The sequence below is a fragment of the Bacillus sp. ZY-1-1 genome (assembly GCF_003047165.1).
GTDB classification, from domain to species: domain Bacteria; phylum Bacillota; class Bacilli; order Bacillales; family Bacillaceae; genus Bacillus; species Bacillus velezensis.
Map to the genome: position 1 here is coordinate 1,160,872 of NZ_CP027061.1, position 22,484 is coordinate 1,183,355.

Genomic DNA, 22,484 nt, shown 5'->3' on the forward strand with positions numbered 1-22,484 from the left:
GTCCAATGGGAAGGATTTGAGGGAATGAGGAATAAGAAGGCTGTCACTTGGGCTGCGGCTGCGGCGGGAGCGGGTCTTTTGCTGTGGGCAAACCGCAAATATCTGAATCTGTCGCCTAAGGAGATCCGGCTGTGGGTGTTATCGTTCGGTGTTTTTGCGCCGCTTGTGTTTATCGGAATTTCCATCGTCAGGCCTTTTGTGCTGTTTCCCGTATCAATCGTTTCCGTCGCCGGAGGATTGGCGTTCGGCCCGTTTTTCGGCACCATGTATACGCTGGCGGGCTCAATGGGCGCTGCCGCCGCGTCTTTTTTTGCGGCGGGGCTGTTTGCCTTTAATGAGAAAAGCCGTCATGGAAAAATGGAAGCCATTCAAAAGCAGATGAAAACCAATGGCTTCTTTTATATTTTTATCCTGCGCATTCTGCCTGTTAACTTTGATGTGATCAGCTATGCCGCGGGCCTATCGAAAGTCAGGCCGGTAACGTATTTTTTGGCGACCGCAGCGGGCATCATTCCGGGGACGATCGTCCTGAATGTGCTCGGCGCGAGCTTTATGTCCGGCAATGTGCTGACCGTACTCTGTGTGATCTGTCTTTACATCGTATTTTTATCGCTTCCCGTTATATTTAAAAAGAAGGTGCGTCATTTGTTCGGCGGTGAAAGCTAACCTTTACGTCTATTTTAAAAACATCCCCCATATACTTGTAACAGATGCCGTAAGGGGGGACAAATATGCTTGAAGTGATCTTTGAAGATGACCACGATACCGCCGCTTTTTTACATCTCATTCAGCAATCGGACGACCGGAGACATTTTATTGTCCGTGAAGGCATAAAAAAAGTCGGAATCGCAAGGTCTGAAACGGCTTTTTGCGTTCAGCGCTTTATTGAGCCGATACTTGTCAGGTTTTTTTTGGAATGCAAAGAAGACGAGCATATGCTTTCGCTTATTGAGGACGCATACTGCTTCACCGATCAGGATGAACAGCAGCAAATCCTTCAGCTTGCACACAGCATTATGGAAGGAGAGCTTGAGGATCATCCGTTTGAGCCGAAGAAAGAGCCGCGCACACAGTTTATTTCAGATGCGCTCCGGACGATTTCACTTGATGCGGGTGTTTTTTCCGTGCGTTCGTTTCAGACGTTCCGGCTCGGCAGGTATTATGAGAGGCTCAGAGAATATGCGGAGGCCGCGATAGATGAATACCGGATGGAACAGGAATATCAAAACTTTATCCAGTCTCTGAGAGATTATGTGACATCCAATCCGCCGCGGATGAAGAAAGTCCGCATCGTACATGACCGGGCTTTTACGCTGTGGGAGCTGCGCTATGTGTCAGAACGGGAACAGAAAAAATACATAGACAGACGGTTTGTGCGGGAGCACCCGATGTATATAGATTCCCATCTCCTTGCGCCGCTGATCTCCATTGCGCCTGAGACGGTCGAACTGTATACGGACAAACCGGAACATATGATGTCAAGAACCATTCAAAACGTGTTTCAGGAGAGGGTGCGCCTTTTTCCGCTGGGCGCGTTTGCAGCCGAGAAGACGGAAGGATAGCCGCACGGACGGCCTTGTGTAAGCGGCAGGGCTGTCTGTGCGAAATCAGACGGAAAACCGAGTTGCATTTTTCTCACAGACATTTTATAATACATAAAAGATTAATGATTGCTACACGTATTGATAAGGACATGAAGCATTGATACCGGCTTTATAAGAGAGGAGAGCCCAGGCTGAAAGCTTTCCAGCTATGGATCATTGTCTTTACCGCCTTTGAACTTCAGCTGTGAACGCCGGAATAAGCGCCAGTAATAGCTGACGGGAACTCCCGTTACAGAGCTTAGAGCCGCAGTGCCGAAGCAATCGGCCGCGCGGAAAAAAGGGTGGAACCACGATTCCGTTTATTTAACCTCGTCCCTTTCATAGGGGGCGGGGTTTTTGATTTGCATAAAAAAAGGAGTGACGAAGATGTCAGATATGATCAACATCACATTTCCGGACGGAGCGGTAAAGGAATTTCCGAAAGGAACAACAACAGAAGATATCGCGGCATCCATCAGTCCGGGATTAAAGAAAAAGTCTTTAGCCGGAAAACTGAACGGACAGGAAATTGATTTAAGAACGCCGATTCAAGAGGACGGTGCCGTAGAAATCATTACAGAAGGCACAGAAGAAGGTTTGAACATCATGCGGCACAGCACGGCGCATTTATTGGCCCAGGCGATTAAACGCATTTATAAAGATGTGAAATTCGGAGTCGGCCCCGTCATTGAAAACGGGTTCTATTATGACGTTGAAATGGAGCAGGCGCTGACGCCGGATGACCTTCCGAAGATTGAAAAAGAAATGAAACGCATCATCGGTGAAAATCTGCCGATCATCCGAAAAGAAGTGAGCCGTGATGAAGCAAAAGCCATGTTTGCGGAAATCGGCGATAATCTGAAGCTTGAACTGCTGGATGCGATTCCAGAAGACGAAACGGTCTCTATTTATGAGCAGGGCGAATTTTTTGACCTGTGCCGCGGCGTGCACGTGCCGTCTACAGGCAAAATTAAAGAATTTAAGCTGCTGAGCCTTGCGGGCGCATACTGGCGCGGCGACAGCAAAAACCAAATGCTTCAGCGGATTTACGGCACGGCTTTCTTTAAAAAGGATGACTTGAAAGAGCATTTGCGCATGCTTGAAGAAGCGAAAGAGCGTGACCACCGAAAACTGGGCAAAGAATTAAAATTGTTTGCCAACTCTCAAAAAGTCGGACAAGGTCTGCCGCTCTGGCTGCCGAAAGGCGCGACCATCCGCCGCGTGATCGAGCGCTACATTGTGGATAAAGAGCTGAGCCTCGGTTATGAGCATGTGTATACGCCTGTCCTCGGAAGCAAAGACCTGTACGAAACATCAGGGCACTGGGATCATTATCAGGATACAATGTTCCCTCCGATGGAAATGGACAATGAAACACTCGTGCTCCGTCCGATGAACTGTCCTCACCATATGATGATTTACAAACAGGACATTCACAGCTACCGCGAGCTTCCGATCCGCATCGCCGAGCTCGGAACGATGCATCGTTATGAAATGTCCGGGGCGCTTTCAGGTCTTCAGCGCGTACGCGGCATGACGTTAAATGACGCGCACATTTTCGTCCGCCCTGATCAGATTAAAGAAGAATTCATCCGCACCGTCCGTTTGATTCAAGACGTATACGAAGACTTCGGACTGAGTGATTACACATTCCGCCTGTCTTACCGCGATCCTGAAGATACGGAAAAATATTTTGATGATGATGAGATGTGGAACAAAGCGCAATCCATGCTGAAGGCGGCAATGGATGAGATGGGGCACGACTATTATGAAGCGGAAGGCGAAGCGGCGTTTTACGGCCCTAAACTTGACGTGCAGGTGAAAACGGCGATCGGCAAAGAAGAGACATTGTCAACTGTACAGCTTGACTTCCTTCTTCCGGAACGCTTTGATCTCACTTACGTCGGAGAAGACGGCAAACAGCACCGCCCTGTCGTTATTCACCGCGGCGTCGTATCAACGATGGAGCGTTTCGTTGCTTTCTTAATCGAAGAGCACAAAGGCGCCCTTCCGACATGGCTTGCGCCGGTGCAATTCCAAGTCATTCCTGTATCACCGTCCGTGCATCTTGACTACGCGAAAAAAGTGCAGGAGCGCCTGCAGCGCGAAGGCCTGCGTGTCGAGCTTGACAGCCGGGACGAAAAAATCGGCTATAAAATCCGTGAAGCGCAAATGCAAAAAATCCCGTACATGCTTGTGGTCGGTGACCAAGAAGCGGAAAACGGCGCGGTAAACGTCCGGAAATACGGCGAGCAGAAATCAGAAACCGTCTCATTGGACGATTTTGTGAAAAAGGCTGTAGCAGAAGCGAAAAAATAACCGGAAATACAAAAAACCCCGTTCATTCAGAATGGGGTTTTTTTGCGTATAAAATTATCTTTCTTTTTGTTTCTCTATAATCGCAAACAGCTCGTGAAGATCGCTGATCACGTAATCAGGCGCAATGTCCGTATCATTTTTCTTTTGTGTCCGGTTTACCCAGACTGTCGTAATGCCTGCCCGTTTCGCTCCCAATATATCAGTATTGAGGTTATCTCCGACCATAATGGCGTCTTCTTTTTTCAGGTTCAGGAGGCCGAGGCAATGTTCGAATATGGAGGCATCGGGTTTCCCTTTTCCGAAAGCGCCTGAGATGACGATTTCATTAAAATAAGGCGCGAGCTCAGGAACGCCGGCTAGTTTTTCTTTCTGCAGGCTGGGATCGCCGTTTGTCAGCAGAAGCAATTCATAAACACCTTTCAGCTTATCAAGCACCGCAAACGTTTCATCATACACATACGGGCGCTGTCTGCGTTCCGCCGCGAAAAACTCCGCCAAATATTCGCCGTAAGCCGCATCGTCTATACCGACGCTTTTTAAGCCGTTCGTCCAGGCGTTTCGTCTGTATTCCGGCGCAATCCGATTCAGCTGTTTAAATCCTTCGCTGACCGGCTCGGAAAAATTCGCCCATAATCCTTCAAACGGATTAATGCCGATCATGACCGTATAAGGATAGGTTTCGTATGACATATACAATTCCCGTGCCGCTTTCCGTACCGCCTCTTCAAATGTTTGCGGGTCAAGGCCATATTTTTTTTCCGCTTGTAAACATGTTTCCCTGAATGTTGTTCTGACGCTTTTTTCATCCCATAACAGTGTATCGTCCAAATCAAAAAATACGGCTTTCATGATCTTCTCCTCTTTGTTATATTCTGAAACTCTCTGCCGCAAGGCTCCCGTTTATTCTACAATAGATACATAGACTGTGAAAGATTTGTTTTCAGATGATTTGAAAAAAACAGGCAGGTTTGTGTCAGATTCTGTCTCGGGCTCTAAAACGTGATAAAATAAAATTTGAAAGAACAGGTGAAAAGTATGCTGCATTTGATCATCATGATGCTGGAAAGAGTCGGAATTATCGTCATATTGGGATTTGTTCTGGCTCATACCAGATTGTTCAGACAGGCGCTCCAGCAGCCTGAGAGCTATAAAGGCAAAGCGGTGCTGATTTCAATTTTCTCGCTGTTCAGTATCATCAGCAACTATACGGGAATAGAAATTCAGCAGAATACAATCATGAATAATGACTGGGTGTTTCAAATTAATCCGTCCGGTTCAATTGCCAATACAAGAATTATGGGCGTTGAAATCGGCGGACTCTTAGGCGGTCCGTATGTGGGGATCGGCGTCGGCATACTGGCCGGCCTGCATCGTTTATCACTCGGCGGCGCGACCGCAGTCAGCTGTGCCGTCTCATCCGTTTTAGCTGGCATTTTGTCCGGCTGGATCGGACGGTATTTCAGAAAACGCTACAGGATGCCGACACCGCGTGTGGCCGCGCTTGTCGGACTCGGAATGGAATCGCTGCAAATGCTGCTCATCCTCTTGATGGCCAAGCCGTTTTCTGATGCTTGGACGCTTGTGAGCATCATCGGCATCCCGATGATATTGGTAAACGGGTCAGGGACTTTTATTTTTCTTTCGATCATTCAGTCGATTATCCGGAAGGAAGAACGGGCGAGAGCCCTTGAAACCCACAGGGTGCTGATGATTGCCGATCAGACGCTTCCGTATTTCCGCCAGGGGCTGAATGAAAGCTCATGCAAAAGCGTCGCTGCCATCATCCACAGGCAAACAGGAACGGACGCGGTATCGCTTACGGATAACGAAAAGATTTTGGCGCACGTCGGCGCGGGTGCCGACCATCATATTCCGTCTGAAAGCCTGATTACCGGATTGTCAAAACGCGTCATTAAAACGGGTCATATTATGAAAGCGACATCAAAGGAAGAAATTGAATGCACGCACGATCCCTGTCCGCTGCATGCGGCGATTGTATTGCCGCTGACGTCAAACGGCAAAACGATCGGGACGCTGAAAATGTACTTTAAAAGCCCGTCAGGTTTAAGCCGGGTTGAAGAAGAGCTTGCAGAAGGACTCGCCATGCTGTTTTCCACACAGCTTGAACTCGGCGAGGCGGAACTGCAGAGCAAATTGCTGAAAGACGCAGAAATAAAAGCGCTTCAAGCACAGGTCAATCCGCATTTTCTGTTTAATGCGATCAATACGATTTCTGCTCTTTGCCGTACGGATGTAGAAAAAACCCGAAAGCTTCTGCTGCAGCTCAGCGTCTATTTCCGTTCCAATCTCCAGGGGGCAAGGCAGCTGCTCATCCCGCTTTCTAAAGAACTGAACCATCTGCAGGCGTATTTATCATTGGAGCAGGCCCGTTTTCCCGGGAAATATAAAATCAGTCTTGAAATCGAACGCGGTTTGGAGGACATCGAAATTCCTCCTTTTGTGCTGCAGATTCTCGTCGAAAATGCGCTTCGCCATGCATTTTCAAGAAAGCAGGACAGCTGTGCCGTCAATGTGAGCGTGGTATCCGCCGGTCAGTCGGTTTTAATGCGGGTTGGAGATAACGGGCGGGGAATTGATCCGGAATTGCTGTCCGTGCTCGGAAACCGTCCGCTCCCGTCTAAAGAAGGGACGGGAACTGCGCTTTACAATTTAAATCAGCGGCTGATCGGGCTGTTCGGCCCCAAGGCAGCCCTGCGATTGGAAAGTGAGACCGGCAAAGGTACGGACGTATCATTTGAGCTGCCTTTGAAACTGATGACTAAAGGAGAAGAACATGCTGAAGGTGTTAATCGTTGATGATGAAATGCTGGCAAGAGATGAATTAGCTTATTTGCTGAAACGGACGAATGAAGTAAGTGACATAAACGAAGCTGAAAATATTGAATCCGCTTTTGACAGTATGATGGATCAAAAACCGGATCTGCTGTTTTTGGACGTTGATTTGTCAGGAGAAAACGGATTTGATATTGCCAAACGGCTGAAAAACATGAAAAATCCGCCGGCCGTCGTTTTTGCGACGGCGTATGACCAATTTGCTTTAAAAGCTTTTGAAGTCGACGCACTCGATTATTTAACGAAGCCTTTTGATGAAGAAAGAGTGCGCCAGACGATCAGAAAGTTTAAAAGAGTGAAGCAGGACAGGGCAGGAGCCGTCTCGGAGCAGCCGTCCGCAGCCGGAGCGCATAAACTGGCTGTATCAGCCGGTGAATCTATTGTCATTTTAGATACGAAGGACATTATTTACGCCGGCATGGAGGACGGACACGTTTCCGTCAAAACGTTTGCCGCGTCTTATTCCGTTCATGAAACTTTGGCGGTCATTGAGAAAAAACTGCCTGATACGGGTTTCTTGAGAGTGCACCGCGCGTTCATCGTGAATACGGAGCATATTACGGAAATTCATCCGTGGTTTAATTCGACTTACAATCTGATCTTAAAAGACGGCTCTAAAATTCCCGTCAGCCGTACATACGCAAAGGACTTAAAAAAGCTGCTTCATATTATATGAGGCGGCTTTTGCATTTCAGCAGCCGTTTTTTGCATTTCAGAATGAATATTCAGCCGTTTGTTATGAAAGCGCTTTAAAAATCGATTTCTCTTTTATAATGGACCTAACAAAGAGAAAGAGGTGAAGAAAATGAGTGCGAAAAAAGTGTACGGATTTCTGACACAAGCATTTATTTTTGCCGTAATTATGCTCATATCTAATGGGATTGCAGCGATTGTCCCCATTCCTATACCCGCTTCCGTAGTAGGTTTGGTGTTATTATTTGTCCTCTTATGCCTGAAAGTGATTAAGCTTGAACAAGTAGAAACGCTGGGAACATCATTAACGTCACTGATCGGATTTTTATTTGTCCCGTCGGGCATCTCCGTGATGAATTCACTTGGCGTCATGCAGCAGTACGGCGTGCAGATCGCACTCGTCATCTTACTCGCCACCATCATTCTGTTAGGGGCGACAGGCCTTTTTTCTCAGCTGATCTTGTCTGTCAGCCAAAAACGTCAGAAGGCTGCTCCGGCTGATAAACAAACGGTGCGCCGTTCCAATCAGGAAAACGAACTTGTGCAGCATTAGGAGGGAAAACGGATGAGTCCATATTTCGGTATTGTCGTTTCACTTGCGGCCTTTGGCATCGGCACGTATTTATTTAAAAAAACGAGAGGCTTTTTCCTCTTCACCCCGCTGTTTGTTGCGATGGTGCTTGGAATTCTTTTTCTGAAGCTCGGCGGTTTTTCGTATGAAGATTATAAAAGCGGAGGAGACATTATTAAATTCTTCCTGGAGCCCGCGACGATCGCTTTTGCCATCCCTTTATACAAACAGCGTGCCAAGCTGAAAAAATACTGGTGGCAGATCATGTCTTCCATCATTGTCGGCTCTATCTGCTCAGTCACGATTGTCTATTTGATCGCAAAAGGCATTCATCTCGACGCGGCCGTTATGAAAAGCATGCTTCCGCAGGCGGCGACAACGGCAATTGCCCTTCCGCTGTCAAAAGGGATCGGCGGCATCACCGACATCACCGCTTTCGCCGTTATTTTCAACGCCGTTATCGTCTATGCTCTTGGCGCTTTATTCTTAAAACTGTTTAAAGTAAAGCACCCAATCTCTAAGGGACTGGCTCTCGGCACATCAGGACACGCACTCGGTGTTGCGGTCGGCATTGAGATGGGGGAAGTAGAAGCGGCAATGGCAAGTATCGCGGTTGTCGTCGTAGGAGTGGTGACGGTGCTGGTCATTCCGGTATTCGTTCAGCTCATCGGAGGATAAACCCGGGTCATAGACCCGGGTTTTTTATTGTGTTGGCACGTCCGCGGGCGGCAAAGAACGAAATTTCACATTTTTCCTTGCGCTCACCCCGGCATCGTGTTAAAATGAAAAAGTTGATCCGGAGAAGTCATTCTTGACTAATGATCCGGTATTGTGTAGAATAGTTATTGAATTGAATATAAATCACAAGCAGAGGCACCCGCTTCTCACCTGATTGACACATTCATGTAGTTGGCAGGTTGACCGTACATTTTTATTTATGCAGATGTTCGTAGTGTGGGTGTGTTGTCATGCCCGCACTTTTTGTTTGCCTGCAGAATGCAGTCAAAAAGCGTTGTGAATCAATTCGAAGAAACTATGGAGGTGGCTCATTATTAGCAAAGATCAATTGGTTAATGAGGGTATCCGTGCACGTGAAGTTCGTCTGATCGGACAAAATGGCGATCAGCTCGGCATCAAGTCCCGTCAGGAAGCACTTGAAATCGCCGGCCGCGCAAATCTTGACCTTGTGTTAGTTGCAGCAAATGCAAAACCGCCTGTCTGCCGCATCATGGACTACGGTAAGTTCCGATTCGAGCAGCAGAAAAAGGACAAAGAAGCACGCAAAAATCAAAAAATCATTAACTTAAAAGAAGTTAGATTAAGTCCGACGATCGATGAGCATGACTTTAACACGAAATTGCGCAATGCGATTAAATTCCTTGAAAAAGGCGATAAAGTGAAAGCTTCTATCCGCTTTAAAGGGCGCGCAATCACTCATAAAGAAATCGGCCAGCGCGTATTGGACCGTTTCTCTGAAGCATGTGCGGAAGTTGCGACAGTCGAAACAAAACCAAAAATGGACGGCCGCAGCATGTTCTTAATGCTCGCGCCGAAAAACGAAAAGCAATAAGGAGGAAATCCCATGCCAAAAATGAAAACTCACCGCGGATCTGCTAAACGTTTTAAAAAGACAGGTTCTGGGAAGTTAAAACGTTCTCATGCATACACAAGTCACTTATTCGCCAACAAATCCCAAAAGCAAAAGCGTAAGCTTCGCAAGGGTGCTATTGTGAGCGCAGGAGACTTCAAACGCATCAAACAACAGCTTGCCAACATCAAGTAATCGGACAAGGAACAATTAGGAGGGAAATCTAATGCCAAGAGTAAAAGGCGGAACTGTTACACGTAAGCGTCGTAAAAAGGTTCTTAAATTAGCAAAAGGTTATTTCGGTTCAAAACATACATTATACAAAGTAGCAAACCAGCAGGTCATGAAATCAGGAAACTATGCATTCCGTGACCGCCGTCAGAAAAAACGTGATTTCCGTAAGCTTTGGATCACTCGTATCAACGCTGCTGCACGTATGAACGGTCTTTCTTACAGCCGTTTAATGCACGGTCTTAAGCTTTCAGGCATCGAAGTAAACCGCAAAATGCTTGCTGATCTTGCTGTAAACGATCTTACTGCTTTCAATCAGCTTGCTGATGCTGCTAAAGCTCAGTTAGACAAGTAAGTTGAAAAAGCCGCTCTCTTTCCGGGAGCGGTTTTTTTACGTAAAGGGTGACAATCAATGGCTCTCTTCATTTACGCCGTATTGATAAACGGATACGGCTTTTGGATCATGGGCGCTGATAAAAGAAGAGCAAAGGCGCACAGGTGGAGAATATCAGAGAAACGAATATGGCTCACAGCCGCCATGTTCGGCTCACTCGGCGTATGGATCGGCATGCGCACCTTCAGGCATAAGACGAAGCACAAATCCTTTTTATACGGGGTGCCGCTGCTTTTTCTCACTGAAGCCGCCCTTGTGCTCATGTATTTGATGTATAAAAAATAAAAAGCAGGAGAGCTTATCGCTCGCCTGCTTTTTTCGCTTTTTTGATGGGCTGGTCCCAATCAATCTTGCAATTCGGATACCGCTCCAATACCTTTTTTTCGACTTCTTCAAAATCATCTGCAGAAAAGCGGTTCAGCTTTTCCGGATTTTCGGTCCATACAAATATTGTATGGATAAACAGCGGATGATCTTTGGAAGGGATATGCTTTTCTCCTTCAAAGAGCACTCCTTTATAAGTAAGCTGGAGATTTTTTCGCGTGTTTTTCTGTTCGTCAATAAAATAAAAATTCTCTTTTGATTGCGCCAGTCTGAGCCTTCTTTTCGGGTTTGCGTAAAATTTGACGCACATGTAAATAAAATAAATAAGAAGTGCAAGCAAGACAATCCTCAATACTGTAATGGCCATATGTGTGAAGGCACCTCCTCACCTTTGTCATGATCTGATGTAATACGAAAAACAAAACAAAAAGTTTCATTTTTTTAAAAGAAATAGATAAAAACATTTACCCGTTTTTCAGGCGAATTAATCGTATGCTTCAGCATTGGTTTTGTATAATAAGAAGGGTAGTGAAAAAAAGGAGGTTTATTGATGACAAAATTAGATGAAACGCTCACCATGCTGAAAGCGTTAACGGATGCAAAAGGGATACCGGGAAATGAGAGAGAAGTAAGACAAGTGATGAAATCATACATAGAACCATTTGCCGATGATGTCACAACAGACCGGCTGGGAAGTTTAATCGCCAAAAAAACCGGCAAAGAAAACGGTCCGAAAATCATGATCTCAGGGCATTTAGACGAAGTCGGTTTTATGGTGACGCAAATCACTGATAAAGGCTTTCTCCGCTTTCAAACCGTCGGCGGCTGGTGGTCTCAGGTCATGCTGGCCCAGCGCGTCACCGTCGTGACAAAAAAAGGGGACATCACGGGGATCATCGGTTCGAAACCGCCTCACATTCTGCCTCCTGACGCCAGAAAAAAAGCCGCTGATATTAAAGAGATGTTCATCGATATCGGGGCGTCCAGCCGTGAAGAAGCAATGGAATGGGGCGTTCTTCCGGGTGACCAGATTGTGCCGTATTTTGAATTTACAGTGATGAACAATGAAAAGCATTTATTGGCGAAAGCATGGGACAACCGTATCGGCTGTGCGATTGCCATCGATGTATTAAAAAATCTGAAAAACAGTGATCACCCGAATGAAGTATACGGGGTCGGAACGGTTCAAGAAGAAGTCGGGCTGCGCGGGGCGAAAACAGCGGCACATACGATCCAGCCTGATATCGCGTTCGGCGTGGATGTCGGAATTGCCGGAGATACACCGGGAATTTCTGAAAAAGAGGCGCAAAGCAAAATCGGCGAAGGGCCGCAAATTATTCTGTATGACGCGTCAATGGTATCTCACAAAGGGCTGCGCGACCTTGTCGTGAACACGGCGGAAGAAGCGGGAATTCCGTATCAATTCGATTCCATTGCCGGAGGGGGCACGGATTCAGGTTCCATTCATTTAACCGCAAACGGAGTGCCGGCGCTGTCCATTACGATCGCGACGCGCTACATTCACACTCATGCCGCTATTTTGCATCGGGATGATTATGAGAATACGGTAAAATTGATCACAGAAGTGATTAAAAAATTAGACCGGGAAACGGTTGACCGTATTACTTATCAATAAAGATACGGAAGAATCTGCTTTTTTAAGCAGATTCTTTTTTTTGTCTGTACAAATATGAGCCTTGCGTCTACAATAAGAAAAGACATAGAAAAATCTGACAACATGTTTTTGAAAGCGCTTTAAAAAAAGGGAGGTTTACAAATGAAAAACAGATTCAGACGCATGATCCGCTTTTCGTGCGCAGCCGTTACAGCCGGGCTGCTGATGATGTCTTCATCTCCGGCATCTGCCGCGTTTTGGGGGGCATCAAATGAATTGCTTCACGATCCGACAATGGCGAAGGAAGGAAACACGTGGTACGCTTTCGGAACCGGTTTGGAAGGGGAGAGGGGGCTTCGCGTCTTAAAGGCGGGCAGCGGCGGCGTATGGACCGTTCAGAAATCAATCTTTACTTCCCCGCTGTCATGGTGGGGCAATTATGTGCCGAATTACGGGCTGAATCAATGGGCCCCCGATGTTCAATATTTTAACGGAAAGTATTGGCTGTATTATGCCGTTTCTTCATTCGGCAAAAATACCTCCGCGATCGGTCTTGCATCATCTACAAGCCTCAGTTCGGGAAACTGGAAGGACGAAGGGCTTGTCATCCGTTCGACAAGCGCCAATAACTACAATGCAATTGATCCGGAGCTGACAATTGATAAAGACGGAAACCCTTGGCTTGCCTTCGGTTCTTTTTGGAGCGGCATTAAGCTGACAAAGCTTGATAAAAATACAATGAAACCGACGGGATCACTTTATTCCATCGCTGCCAGACCGAATAACGGCGGAGCTTTGGAAGCGCCGGCCATCACCTACCAGAACGGCTACTATTACTTAATGGTGTCGTTTGATAAATGCTGTTCAGGGGTGAATAGTACGTACAAAATCGCTTATGGAAGATCCAAAAGCATCACCGGCCCATATCTCGATAAAAGCGGGAAAAGCATGTCTGAAGGCGGAGGGACGATTCTTGATTCCGGCAATGACCGCTGGAAAGGCCCGGGCGGTCAAGACATTGTGAACGGGAATATTTTAGTGCGTCATGCGTATGATGCCGAAAACAGCGGAATTCCGAAGATGCTCATCAATGATATCGATTGGAGTTCAGGCTGGCCTTCCTATTAATTGATCAGCCGGGCATGTGTGTCCGGCTTTTTTACTTGCAATAAAAGATTGACAGTTTGATTCCTCCTTAACTATAATAAAGTTGTTCGTACAAATAAAAGAATAAAAGTTTTATTATTTATATTCGTACGTATATTTATTTAAAAATGCAAGCGCTTTATTTTGATGGGAAGGGGAAATGAATGTGCTTCAGAACAAAGAATATGAATTTTGGTTTGTAACGGGAAGCCAGCACTTATACGGAGAGGAAACGCTGCAGCTTGTCGATAAACACGCAAAGGGAATATGTGACGGTCTCAGCGGGGTGTCATCAAGATACAAGATCAGGCATAAACCGGTTGTCACGTCATCTGAAACGATCAGAGAGGTTTTGCGGGAAGCGCAGTATCAAGAAAACTGTGCCGGGGTCGTGACATGGATGCATACATTTTCCCCTGCGAAAATGTGGATTGAAGGTCTTTCCGCTTTTCAAAAGCCGATGCTTCATCTGCATACCCAATATCACCGCGACATCCCGTGGGAAACGATTGATATGGACTTTATGAACAGCAACCAATCCGCTCACGGAGACCGGGAGTACGGATATATCCAGTCAAGAATGGGGCAGACGAGAAAAGTCATCGCAGGCTATTGGGATGATGAGGAAGTCAAACATGACATTTCGCAATGGATGAACACGGCTGCCGCTTGGAATGAAAGCAGGAATATTAAAGTAGCCCGGTTCGGCGACAATATGCGGAATGTGGCGGTTACTGACGGAGACAAAGTCGGCGCCCACATTCAATTCGGCTGGCAGGTTGACGGGTACGGAATCGGCGATCTTACCGAGGTGATGAACAATGTCACCGACGCAGAAATTGAGGCGCTTTATGAGGAATACGACAAATTGTATGTCATCAGCGACGAAACGAAGCGGGATGAAGCAAAAGTTGCTTCCATTAAAGAACAGGCGAAAATTGAACTCGGATTAACGGCCTTTCTCGAACGGGGCGGATATACAGCGTTTTCGACCTCCTTTGAAGTTTTGCACGGAATGAAGCAGCTTCCGGGTCTTGCCGTTCAGCGTCTCATGGAAAAAGGGTACGGATTTGCCGGCGAAGGCGATTGGAAAACGGCTGCCCTTGTGCGAATGATGAAAATAATGGCGGACGGAGAACAAACCTCCTTCATGGAAGATTATACGTACCATTTTGAACCGGGTCGTGCGATGATTCTCGGATCACATATGCTTGAAGTATGTCCGACGATCGCCCTTGATCAGCCGAAAATCGAAGTCCACCCTCTCTCAATCGGAGGGAAGGAAGATCCGGCCCGGCTGGTTTTTAACGGAATCGGCGGTTCAGCCATCATCGCCAGCATCATTGATATCGGCGGGCGGTTCCGTCTCATTCTGAATGAAGCGGAAGGCAGGGAAATTGATCATGATATGCCGAATCTCCCTGTGGCGCGGGTGCTGTGGAAGCCGGAGCCATCGCTGAAAACAGCTGCGGAAGCGTGGATTCTGGCGGGAGGCGCCCACCATACCTGTATGTCCTTCCGGCTTACGGCTGAACAGATGCTCGACTGGGCTGAGATGGCAGGCATTGAAAGCATCTTTATTTCCCGCAATACCGAAATACATGAGCTGAAAAAAGAGCTGAAATGGAATGACGTATTATACCGGCTGGGAGGGAATTGATATGGCGTATACGATTGGTGTTGATTTCGGCACATTGTCCGGCCGGGCGGTGCTTGTCAATGTCCGCACGGGCGAAGAAATCGCGTCTGCGGTAAAAGAATACACTCATGCCGTCATCGACCGCACGCTGCCGAAGACGGGTGAAAAACTCCCTCGGGACTGGGCGCTTCAGCATCCTGCCGATTATATCGAAGTTCTGGAAACGGCGATTCCGAACCTGCTTGAGCAGGCGGGCGCTGATCCAAAAGACGTGATCGGCATAGGAATTGATTTCACCGCCTGCACGATTTTACCGATAGACGGCGCGGGGCAGCCGCTTTGTATGCTGCCGGAATTTGAACGGGAGCCCCACAGTTATGTGAAGCTGTGGAAGCATCATGCGGCTCAAAAACATGCAGACCGTTTGAACACGATTGCCGAAGACACAAAAGAAACATTCCTTAAAAGATACGGCGGTAAAATTTCTTCTGAATGGATGATCCCGAAAATCATGCAAATCGCGGAAGAAGCGCCGCATATATACAAGGCGGCAGATCGGATTGTGGAAGCGGCAGACTGGATCGTCTATCAATTGTGCGGTTCATTGAAGCGAAGCAACTGCACGGCCGGCTACAAAGCAATCTGGAATGAGGAGACGGGGTATCCGCCGGATCATTTTTTCGAAAAGCTCAACCCGTTAATGAAAACGATTACACAGGATAAATTAAGCGGCGCGATTTATTCAGTCGGGGAAAAAGCAGGAGGTTTGACCGAAAAAATGGCGGAGCTGACCGGGCTTCTGCCGGGGACGGCCGTTGCCGTCGCCAATGTCGACGCTCATGTGTCAGTGCCCGCGGTCGGTATTACAGAGCCGGGGAAAATGCTGATGATCATGGGAACGTCTACCTGCCATGTGCTGCTCGGCGAGGAAGAACATCTCGTCCCCGGTATGTGCGGGGTCGTCAATAACGGCATTTTGCCCGGATATGCGGGATATGAAGCGGGGCAGTCCTGTGTCGGCGACCACTTTGAATGGTTCGTCAAAACGTGCGTTCCGAGAGACTATGAGAAGGAAGCTGAGGATAAACACATAGACATTCACGAGCTGCTCAGCAAAAAAGCAGCAGAACTTGTTCCCGGGGAAAGCGGCCTTCTCGCGCTTGACTGGTGGAACGGAAACCGGTCAACCTTGGTGGACGCCGATTTGACGGGCATGATGCTCGGCATGACGCTGCACACGAAGCCCGAAGAAATCTACAGGGCATTGATTGAAGCGACGGCGTTCGGAACAAGGATGATTATCGAAACGTTCCGGGAAAACGGCGTTCCGGTCGAAGAGCTTTACGCAGCTGGAGGAATCGCCGAAAAAAATCCGTTTATCATGCAGATTTACGCAGACGTCACAAATATGGACATTCAATTATCCGGATCTCCGCAGGCACCTGCACTGGGCTCCGCGATTTTCGGAGCGCTCGCCGCGGGACGGGAAAACGGAGGATTCTCCAATATTGCTGAAGCATGCGCGCATATGGGGAAATTAAAAGACGGCTTTTATGCCCCGAACCGGGAAAGAGCTGAGATTTATGACAGCTTATATGCGGAATATAAAGAGCTCGTACACTACTTCGGCAAAGAAAACAATGTCATGAAACGCCTGAAAGCCATTAAAAACCGTGATTTTGCGAAAGGGGGGAGCCGCCATGCTTGAAGCTTTAAAAGAAGAAGTGCTCGCCGCCAATCTGAAGCTTGAGGAACATAACCTTGTCACGTTTACATGGGGGAATGTCAGCGGCATTGACAGAGAGAGCGGGAGAATCGTCATTAAACCGAGCGGTGTCGATTACAGTGAGCTGACCGCTGACAAACTGGTCGTCCTGAATGAGGACGGAGACATTTTGGAAGGCTCGCTGAAACCGTCTTCTGACACGCCGACCCATCTTTATCTGTATAAAGCGTTTCCGGCTATCGGCGGAATCGTTCATACTCACTCCCGCTGGGCGACGAGCTGGGCGCAGTCCGGAAGAGACATACCCGCTCTCGGAACGACTCACGCAGATTACTTTGAAAGCGCTATACCCTGCACGAGGGAAATGTATGAAGAAGAAATTGTGAAAGATTACGAGTATCATACAGGCAAAGTTATAGCCGAAACCTTTCAAAACGAACCGTATGAACAAAATCCGGGTGTCCTCGTCCACAGCCACGGCCCGTTCTGCTGGGGGACGGACGCGCTGAATGCCCTGCATAACGCCGTTGTGCTCGAAACGGTAGCGGAAATGGCCTACCATTCGCTTATGCTGAACAAACAGCTCAGTCCGATCGACAGAGTGCTGCATGATAAGCATTTTTACAGAAAACACGGGGCGAATGCTTATTATGGCCAAACTTGACGCAGCCGGGTTTCTGATTGATTTAGACGGAACCGTATTCAGGGGGCGGGAGCTGATTGACGGCGCAAAAGAAGCCGTTCATACCCTTCAGTCACTGGGCAAAGCCGTTGTCTTTTTAAGCAACCGCGGCAATCTATCAAGAGCAATGTGCCGAAAGAAACTGCTGGGTGCCGGTATCCGCACGGATGAACGGAGCATCGTGCTGTCCTCCAGTGTGACGGCATCATTTTTAAAGAAGCATTATCCTTTGTCAAAGGTCTGGGTGTTAGGAGAGAAAGGGCTGACTGATGAACTCGCTTTAGCGGGTGTCGTCCTGGCGCAAAACCCGCAGGCGGCAGACTGGCTTGTCATCTCCCTGCATGAAACCGTCACCTATAAGGATCTGAATCTCGCTTTTAAGGCGGCTTCCTCCGGCGCGCGCATCATCGCCACGAACAAAGACCGCTCCTTTCCGAATGAAGGCGGTCATGCCATTGATGTCGCGGGAATGATCGGGGCCATTGAAGCATCCGCCGGAGCAAAAACGGAGCTTGTCATCGGCAAACCGTCTTGGCTGATGGCTGAGGCGGCATGTGAAGCGCTCGGACTTCCCCCTGAGGAATGCGCCATAATCGGAGACAGCCTCGAATCTGATATCGCAATGGGCAGGCTGTACGGAATGAAAAGCATATTGGTTCTGACGGGGTCGGCCAAACTTGGGGAGCCCCGTCTATATGAACCTGACATCGTCCTTGATTCTATTAAAGACCTGACAGAATTAGCGAAGGAGGGAATCCTTTTATGAAACGTTCTCCTGAGGACATTCAATCCGAGTTTGACAAGGAAGGGGCCAGCCGCTCACCGATTCAAATAGAAGATATCGTGATCGAGGCGAATGCAAAAGAAGAGCTTCTCAGATTTCTGCAAAAAAAATGCTGGAATCATCCGGTCATCGTCTGTGACCGGAACACGTACGAGGCGGCGGGACGTCTGCTTGCGGACGAATTAAGGGCAGGCGGAATCAACGCGTCAAAAGTCATCATTCCGGAGCATGAAGCCGGGGCCGCCGCGGCTGATGAGAGGACACTGGTCTATACGCTGATCAATCTCGCGGAAGAGACGGATGTTATCATAGCGGCCGGTTCAGGAACGATTCACGATATTACGCGGTTTGCCGCTTATCAGCGCGGATTGCCGTTTATCTCATTCCCCACCGCTCCGTCAGTCGATGGTTTTACATCGGCGGGAGCGCCGCTCATATTAAACGGAATCAAAACGACGATTCAAACGAAAGCGCCCATCGCCTTATTTGCCGATACGAATGTATTAAAAGAAGCGCCCCGTTCAATGACAGCCGCGGGCTTCGGAGACATGCTCGGGAAAATAACATCGCTGGCTGATTGGGAGATTTCCCGCAGGCTTGCGGGTGAGCCGTACTCAGAAGCCGGGGCGAAGCTTGTGAAAGACGCGCTTTGGCAGTGCATTGATCACCGCGCTGACATTGCCATGGGAACGGAGGCCGGCATTCAGATACTGATGGAAGCGCTGATCGTTTCGGGTCTTGTCATGCTTGCTCTTGACCACTCCCGCCCCGCCTCAGGAGGAGAGCATCACATCTCGCATTGGATTGAGATGGAAATGCTGAAGGCAAAACAGCCTCCGATTCTCCACGGTGCGAAGGTCGGCTGTGCGTGCGCGGTGCTGAGTGATATTTACAAAGAACTGGCTTGTCACGAAAAGCTTGCTGAACTGCCGCCGCACTTTCGCGAGGCGATTCAGTCCGCATATGAAGGGCTTCCCGACGGCAAAACAATTGCCGGGTGGCTCTCATCTGCGGGAGGTCCCGCCTGTTTCGATGAGATCGGTGTAAAAAAGGACCTTGTCAGCGATGCGCTTAAGCATGCGCACACACTGCGAGACCGTTATACCGGTTTAACCATCATAAATGAAAATGCAGCGCTCTTTGCACATCATTTGCATCAATAGCCGCACGGCCTAAAGTGGAAGGGGTAATGACATGAAAAAAACGACCGCTGTATGTTTGGTGCTGATGATGCTCTTCTTGTTTACCGCCGGCTGTTCACAAGAACGGACTGCCGGCCGGCCGGGAGAAACGGAGCTGACGTTTTGGACGTTTAACGGTCTGCACGAACAGTTTTATCAGGAAATGGTCAAAGAATGGAATCAGAAGTATCCGGATCGCAAAATCAAGCTGAATACCGTTGTTTATCCTTATGGACAAATGCATGATAATTTATCGGTTTCGCTGATCGCGGGTGAGGGGCTTCCCGATATAGCCGACGTGGAATTAAGCCGGTTCTCGAACTTTCTGAAGGGGAAGGATATCCCGCTTGCCGATCTGACGCCGCTGATTGAAAAAGACCGCGATAAGTTTGTGGAAGCGCGTCTGGCCTTATACAGCAAAAACGGAAAATTGTACGGCCTTGATACACATGTGGGGACGACCGTCATGTTTTACAACATGGATATCATGAAAAAAGCGGGCGTTGATCCCGCCTCCATTAAGACATGGGAAGATTACCGGCGGGCAGGAAAAAAAGTGCGTGAAGCCGCTGGGAAACCGATGGGAACGGTTGAAACAAACGACTCCGCTACATTCCTATCCATGATTTCGCAGCAAGGGTCAGGCTACTACAGCAAAAACGGAAAATTGATTCTGAACAGCAAGACGAATACAGATACACTGAATGATGTAAAGGACATGGTAAATGATAAAACCCTTCTGCCGGCTCCCGGCGGCGGCCATCACAGCGAAGAATACTACGGTTTTATGAATCAGGGCGGGGCAGCCTCAGTGCTGATGCCCATTTGGTACATGGGACGGTTTATCGATTATATGCCTGATTTAAAAGGAAAAATGGCGATTTACCCTATGCCGGCCTGGAAAGAAGGCGGTGACAGATCAGCGGGTTTAGGCGGAACAGCCACCGTCGTGCCGAAGCAGGCTGAACATCTGGAGCTCGCGAAAGAATTTCTCGGATTTGCGAAAGGTTCAAAGGAAGGGAACATAAAGCTGTGGACGGTGCTCGGCTTTGACCCGCTCCGCTGGGACGTGTGGGATTCAAAAGAATTGAAGGAGAAAAACAAGTACACGGATTTCTTCCGGAACGGTACGTCAATTTTTTCCTCGCTCCTTGAAATAAAAGATGAGATCAATCCGATTTATCTGCACGAAGACTTCTCTAAAGCGGCTGATCTCGTTGTCAGACAGGTGCTGTTCGATGCGCTGAAGACGCAGGAAAAAACACCTGAGGAAGCCTTGGACGAGGCGGCAGAGCAATTAGAAAAATAGGAGAAGCCGCCCTATTTAACAGTGAAAGCGGGGGAGCTTTTATGAGACCTGTAAAGACAGAGACAGCGCAAACCGTTTCTGCAGTCCGGAAGAAGCCGCGCCGGCGCAATGTGCTGTATTCAAAAAAAGCGGCGCCTTATCTTTTTACGGCGCCATTTATCATTTCGTTTCTCGTTTTCTTTTTGTATCCGATCATCAGCGTGTTTATCATGAGCTTTCAGCGGATACTGCCGGGAGAAATTACATTTGTCGGGTTTTCCAATTATACCGCTCTTCTTAATCCAACCTTTTATACGGCATTATTTAACACATTGGAATATACCTTCTGGACGCTGATCGTGCTGATTCCGGTGCCGCTTCTTTTAGCGGTGATTCTGAATTCAAAGCTCGTCAGGTTCAGAAATGTGTTTAAATCGGCTCTGTTTGTACCGGCTTTAACATCGACGATCGTAGCGGGGATTATTTTCCGGCTGATGTTCGGAGAAATGAATACGTCGCTTGCAAACGAGCTGATGATGAAGCTTGGCGCATCACCCCAAAACTGGCTCAACAACAAAGGTACCGGCATGTTTTTAATGGTGCTGCTTGCGTCATGGAGGTGGATGGGGATTAACATTCTTTACTTTCTGGCGGGTTTGCAAAATGTGCCGAAAGAATTGTATGAGGCGGCTGAAATTGACGGGGCGAGTACGTGGAAAAAGTTCCGGCATATCACCCTTCCATTTTTAAAGCCGGTGTCCGTTTATGTGTTAACGATCAGTATGATCGGCGGTTTCAGAATGTTTGAGGAAAGCTATGTGCTTTGGCAGAATAATTCCCCGGGCAATATCGGCCTCACGCTTGTCGGTTATTTATATCAGCAGGGGCTTGCATACAACGAAATGGGGTACGGGGCAGCAATCGGAATTGTCCTTTTGCTTGTCATCTTACTAGTCAGCCTTGTTTCACTGAAACTGTCCGGTTCGTTTAAAGGGGAGGGATAAGCGTTGCGTAACAATCACATGTTTTCCGTGTACAGAGTCGCGTTTACCTTGTTTTTTATCATGCTGAGCCTGTTGTATATCTTTCCGATGATCTGTCTATTGCTCGGTTCATTAAAGCCGTCATCTGAGCTGATGCGCATCGGGCTGAATCTGCGTCTTGATCCGGATGTGATGAGCCTTGATAACTACACCTATTTGTTCAACGGGGGGAGCATTTATTTTAAATGGTTTTTTAACAGCCTGCTGCTCGGCGTCCTCACCACGGTTCTCACGCTGTTTTTTTCCTCTTTGATCGGCTACGGACTCGGTGTCTACGAGTTTAAAGGCAGAAATATTATTTTTGTTCTTGTGCTGATCATTATGATGGTGCCTCTTGAAGTGATGATGCTTCCGTTGTTCAAATTGACGGTGGGTCTTCATTTGATCGATTCTTATACGGGGGTGATTCTGCCGTTTATTGTGTCGCCTGTCGCCGTGTTCTTTTTCCGGCAATATGCGCTCGGACTTCCGAAAGATCTGCTTGATTCAGCGAGAATGGACGGCTGCACCGAATTGGGCATTTTCTTCAGAATTATGGCGCCGCTCATGAAACCGGCATTCGGAGCAATGATCATTCTTCAATCTTTAAACAGCTGGAATAACTTTTTATGGCCGCTGATCGTGCTTCGGTCGAAAGAAATGTTTACGCTTCCAATCGGACTTTCAGGGCTGCTGAGTCCGTACGGCAACAACTATGACATGCTGATTTCCGGGTCCGTTTTTGCGATACTGCCGGTGATCATCATATTCTTGTTTTTCCAAAAATACTTCATTTCCGGCCTCACAGTAGGCGGAGTGAAGGGATAGAGAGAGGGAGGAAATGT

General features: G+C 48.0%; 23 protein-coding genes and 1 other annotated feature. Of the genes, 21 read left to right on the forward strand and 2 right to left on the reverse strand.

The window, feature by feature from the left end:
- The first annotated feature begins 24 nt into the window (after positions 1–24).
- From C5I45_RS06125 to thrS, 3 genes are all read left to right on the forward strand, one after another.
- Positions 25–666 carry a TVP38/TMEM64 family protein gene (locus tag C5I45_RS06125; protein WP_003152477.1) on the forward strand — a complete coding sequence of 214 codons (642 nt, stop codon included), beginning with the start codon at positions 25–27 and terminating at the stop codon, positions 664–666.
- Positions 667–731: 65 nt separating this feature from the next.
- Positions 732–1,562, forward strand: coding sequence for a putative sporulation protein YtxC (gene ytxC / locus C5I45_RS06130; protein WP_003152478.1), 831 nt, complete (start codon positions 732–734; stop codon positions 1,560–1,562).
- 408 nt (positions 1,563–1,970) lie between these two features.
- A complete protein-coding gene (gene thrS, locus C5I45_RS06135) occupies positions 1,971–3,902 on the forward strand; it encodes a threonine--tRNA ligase (RefSeq protein WP_003152480.1) in 1,932 nt (643 codons plus the stop codon).
- Positions 3,903–3,956: 54 nt separating this feature from the next.
- On the opposite strand, the gene C5I45_RS06140 is transcribed toward thrS, so the two are convergent.
- The gene (locus C5I45_RS06140) at positions 3,957–4,751 is read right to left on the reverse strand and encodes an HAD family hydrolase (protein WP_014305556.1); all 795 of its coding nucleotides are present in this window, start codon (positions 4,749–4,751) and stop codon (positions 3,957–3,959) included.
- A 186-nt stretch (positions 4,752–4,937) separates the two neighbouring features.
- On the opposite strand from C5I45_RS06140, the gene C5I45_RS06145 reads away from it, so the two are divergent.
- The 8 genes from C5I45_RS06145 (at position 4,938) to C5I45_RS06180 (ending at position 10,517) form a co-directional block, all read left to right on the forward strand.
- Positions 4,938–6,719 (forward strand): sensor histidine kinase, encoded by a 1,782-nt coding sequence (locus C5I45_RS06145; protein WP_060387086.1) that lies wholly within the window; start codon positions 4,938–4,940, stop codon positions 6,717–6,719.
- Complete coding sequence (locus tag C5I45_RS06150; protein WP_014305554.1) at positions 6,697–7,431, forward strand: LytR/AlgR family response regulator transcription factor; 735 nt, start codon at positions 6,697–6,699, stop codon at positions 7,429–7,431. Before C5I45_RS06145 ends, C5I45_RS06150 begins: the two co-directional genes overlap by 23 nt.
- Positions 7,432–7,560: 129 nt before the next feature.
- On the forward strand, positions 7,561–8,001 hold the full coding sequence (lrgA, locus tag C5I45_RS06155) for an antiholin-like murein hydrolase modulator LrgA (RefSeq protein ID WP_003152485.1): 441 nt from the start codon (positions 7,561–7,563) through the stop codon (positions 7,999–8,001).
- 12 nt (positions 8,002–8,013) lie between these two features.
- Positions 8,014–8,697 carry an antiholin-like protein LrgB gene (lrgB, locus tag C5I45_RS06160; protein ID WP_003152487.1) on the forward strand — a complete coding sequence of 228 codons (684 nt, stop codon included), beginning with the start codon at positions 8,014–8,016 and terminating at the stop codon, positions 8,695–8,697.
- A 181-nt stretch (positions 8,698–8,878) separates the two neighbouring features.
- Positions 8,879–9,009 (forward strand) — a sequence feature (ribosomal protein L20 leader region).
- A 58-nt stretch (positions 9,010–9,067) separates the two neighbouring features.
- A complete protein-coding gene (gene infC / locus C5I45_RS06165) occupies positions 9,068–9,589 on the forward strand; it encodes a translation initiation factor IF-3 (protein ID WP_071543361.1) in 522 nt (173 codons plus the stop codon).
- A 12-nt stretch (positions 9,590–9,601) separates the two neighbouring features.
- Positions 9,602–9,802, forward strand: a complete 201-nt coding sequence (rpmI, locus tag C5I45_RS06170) for a 50S ribosomal protein L35 (RefSeq protein WP_003152493.1) — start codon at positions 9,602–9,604, stop codon at positions 9,800–9,802.
- A gap of 31 nt (positions 9,803–9,833) precedes the next feature.
- Positions 9,834–10,193, forward strand: a complete 360-nt coding sequence (rplT, locus tag C5I45_RS06175) for a 50S ribosomal protein L20 (protein ID WP_003152495.1) — start codon at positions 9,834–9,836, stop codon at positions 10,191–10,193.
- A gap of 57 nt (positions 10,194–10,250) precedes the next feature.
- Positions 10,251–10,517 (forward strand): DUF1294 domain-containing protein, encoded by a 267-nt coding sequence (locus tag C5I45_RS06180; protein WP_003152496.1) that lies wholly within the window; start codon positions 10,251–10,253, stop codon positions 10,515–10,517.
- A 13-nt stretch (positions 10,518–10,530) separates the two neighbouring features.
- Here the strand turns inward: C5I45_RS06180 and C5I45_RS06185 are convergent, their stop codons facing one another.
- On the reverse strand, positions 10,531–10,923 hold the full coding sequence (locus C5I45_RS06185; protein WP_014305553.1) for a hypothetical protein: 393 nt from the start codon (positions 10,921–10,923) through the stop codon (positions 10,531–10,533).
- Positions 10,924–11,106: 183 nt separating this feature from the next.
- On the opposite strand from C5I45_RS06185, the gene C5I45_RS06190 reads away from it, so the two are divergent.
- The 10 genes from C5I45_RS06190 (at position 11,107) to C5I45_RS06235 (ending at position 22,467) form a co-directional block, all read left to right on the forward strand.
- Entirely contained in the window at positions 11,107–12,192 is a 1,086-nt protein-coding gene (locus tag C5I45_RS06190; RefSeq protein WP_007408096.1) for a M42 family metallopeptidase, read from the forward strand.
- 141 nt (positions 12,193–12,333) lie between these two features.
- Entirely contained in the window at positions 12,334–13,299 is a 966-nt protein-coding gene (locus tag C5I45_RS06195; RefSeq protein ID WP_003152504.1) for an arabinan endo-1,5-alpha-L-arabinosidase AbnA, read from the forward strand.
- Positions 13,300–13,483: 184 nt separating this feature from the next.
- Positions 13,484–14,977: an L-arabinose isomerase gene (gene araA, locus C5I45_RS06200; protein WP_022552845.1), complete on the forward strand. Its 1,494-nt coding sequence runs from the start codon at positions 13,484–13,486 to the stop codon at positions 14,975–14,977.
- 1 nt (position 14,978) lies between these two features.
- Positions 14,979–16,664 carry a ribulokinase gene (gene araB, locus C5I45_RS06205; RefSeq protein ID WP_003152507.1) on the forward strand — a complete coding sequence of 562 codons (1,686 nt, stop codon included), beginning with the start codon at positions 14,979–14,981 and terminating at the stop codon, positions 16,662–16,664.
- Complete coding sequence (gene araD, locus C5I45_RS06210) at positions 16,657–17,346, forward strand: L-ribulose-5-phosphate 4-epimerase (RefSeq protein ID WP_003152509.1); 690 nt, start codon at positions 16,657–16,659, stop codon at positions 17,344–17,346. The genes araB and araD overlap by 8 nt, the downstream gene beginning before the upstream one ends.
- The gene (locus C5I45_RS06215) at positions 17,324–18,130 is read left to right on the forward strand and encodes a sugar-phosphatase AraL (RefSeq protein ID WP_373448476.1); all 807 of its coding nucleotides are present in this window, start codon (positions 17,324–17,326) and stop codon (positions 18,128–18,130) included. Before araD ends, C5I45_RS06215 begins: the two co-directional genes overlap by 23 nt.
- Positions 18,127–19,311: a sn-glycerol-1-phosphate dehydrogenase gene (locus C5I45_RS06220; protein ID WP_025853202.1), complete on the forward strand. Its 1,185-nt coding sequence runs from the start codon at positions 18,127–18,129 to the stop codon at positions 19,309–19,311. The genes C5I45_RS06215 and C5I45_RS06220 overlap by 4 nt, the downstream gene beginning before the upstream one ends.
- 31 nt (positions 19,312–19,342) lie before the next feature.
- Positions 19,343–20,638: an arabinooligosaccharides ABC transporter substrate-binding protein AraN gene (locus C5I45_RS06225; protein WP_003152512.1), complete on the forward strand. Its 1,296-nt coding sequence runs from the start codon at positions 19,343–19,345 to the stop codon at positions 20,636–20,638.
- 41 nt (positions 20,639–20,679) lie between these two features.
- A complete protein-coding gene (locus tag C5I45_RS06230; protein WP_003152513.1) occupies positions 20,680–21,621 on the forward strand; it encodes an arabinooligosaccharides ABC transporter permease AraP in 942 nt (313 codons plus the stop codon).
- A gap of 18 nt (positions 21,622–21,639) precedes the next feature.
- Entirely contained in the window at positions 21,640–22,467 is an 828-nt protein-coding gene (locus C5I45_RS06235; protein ID WP_107994586.1) for an arabinooligosaccharides ABC transporter permease AraQ, read from the forward strand.
- Positions 22,468–22,484 lie beyond the last annotated feature (17 nt).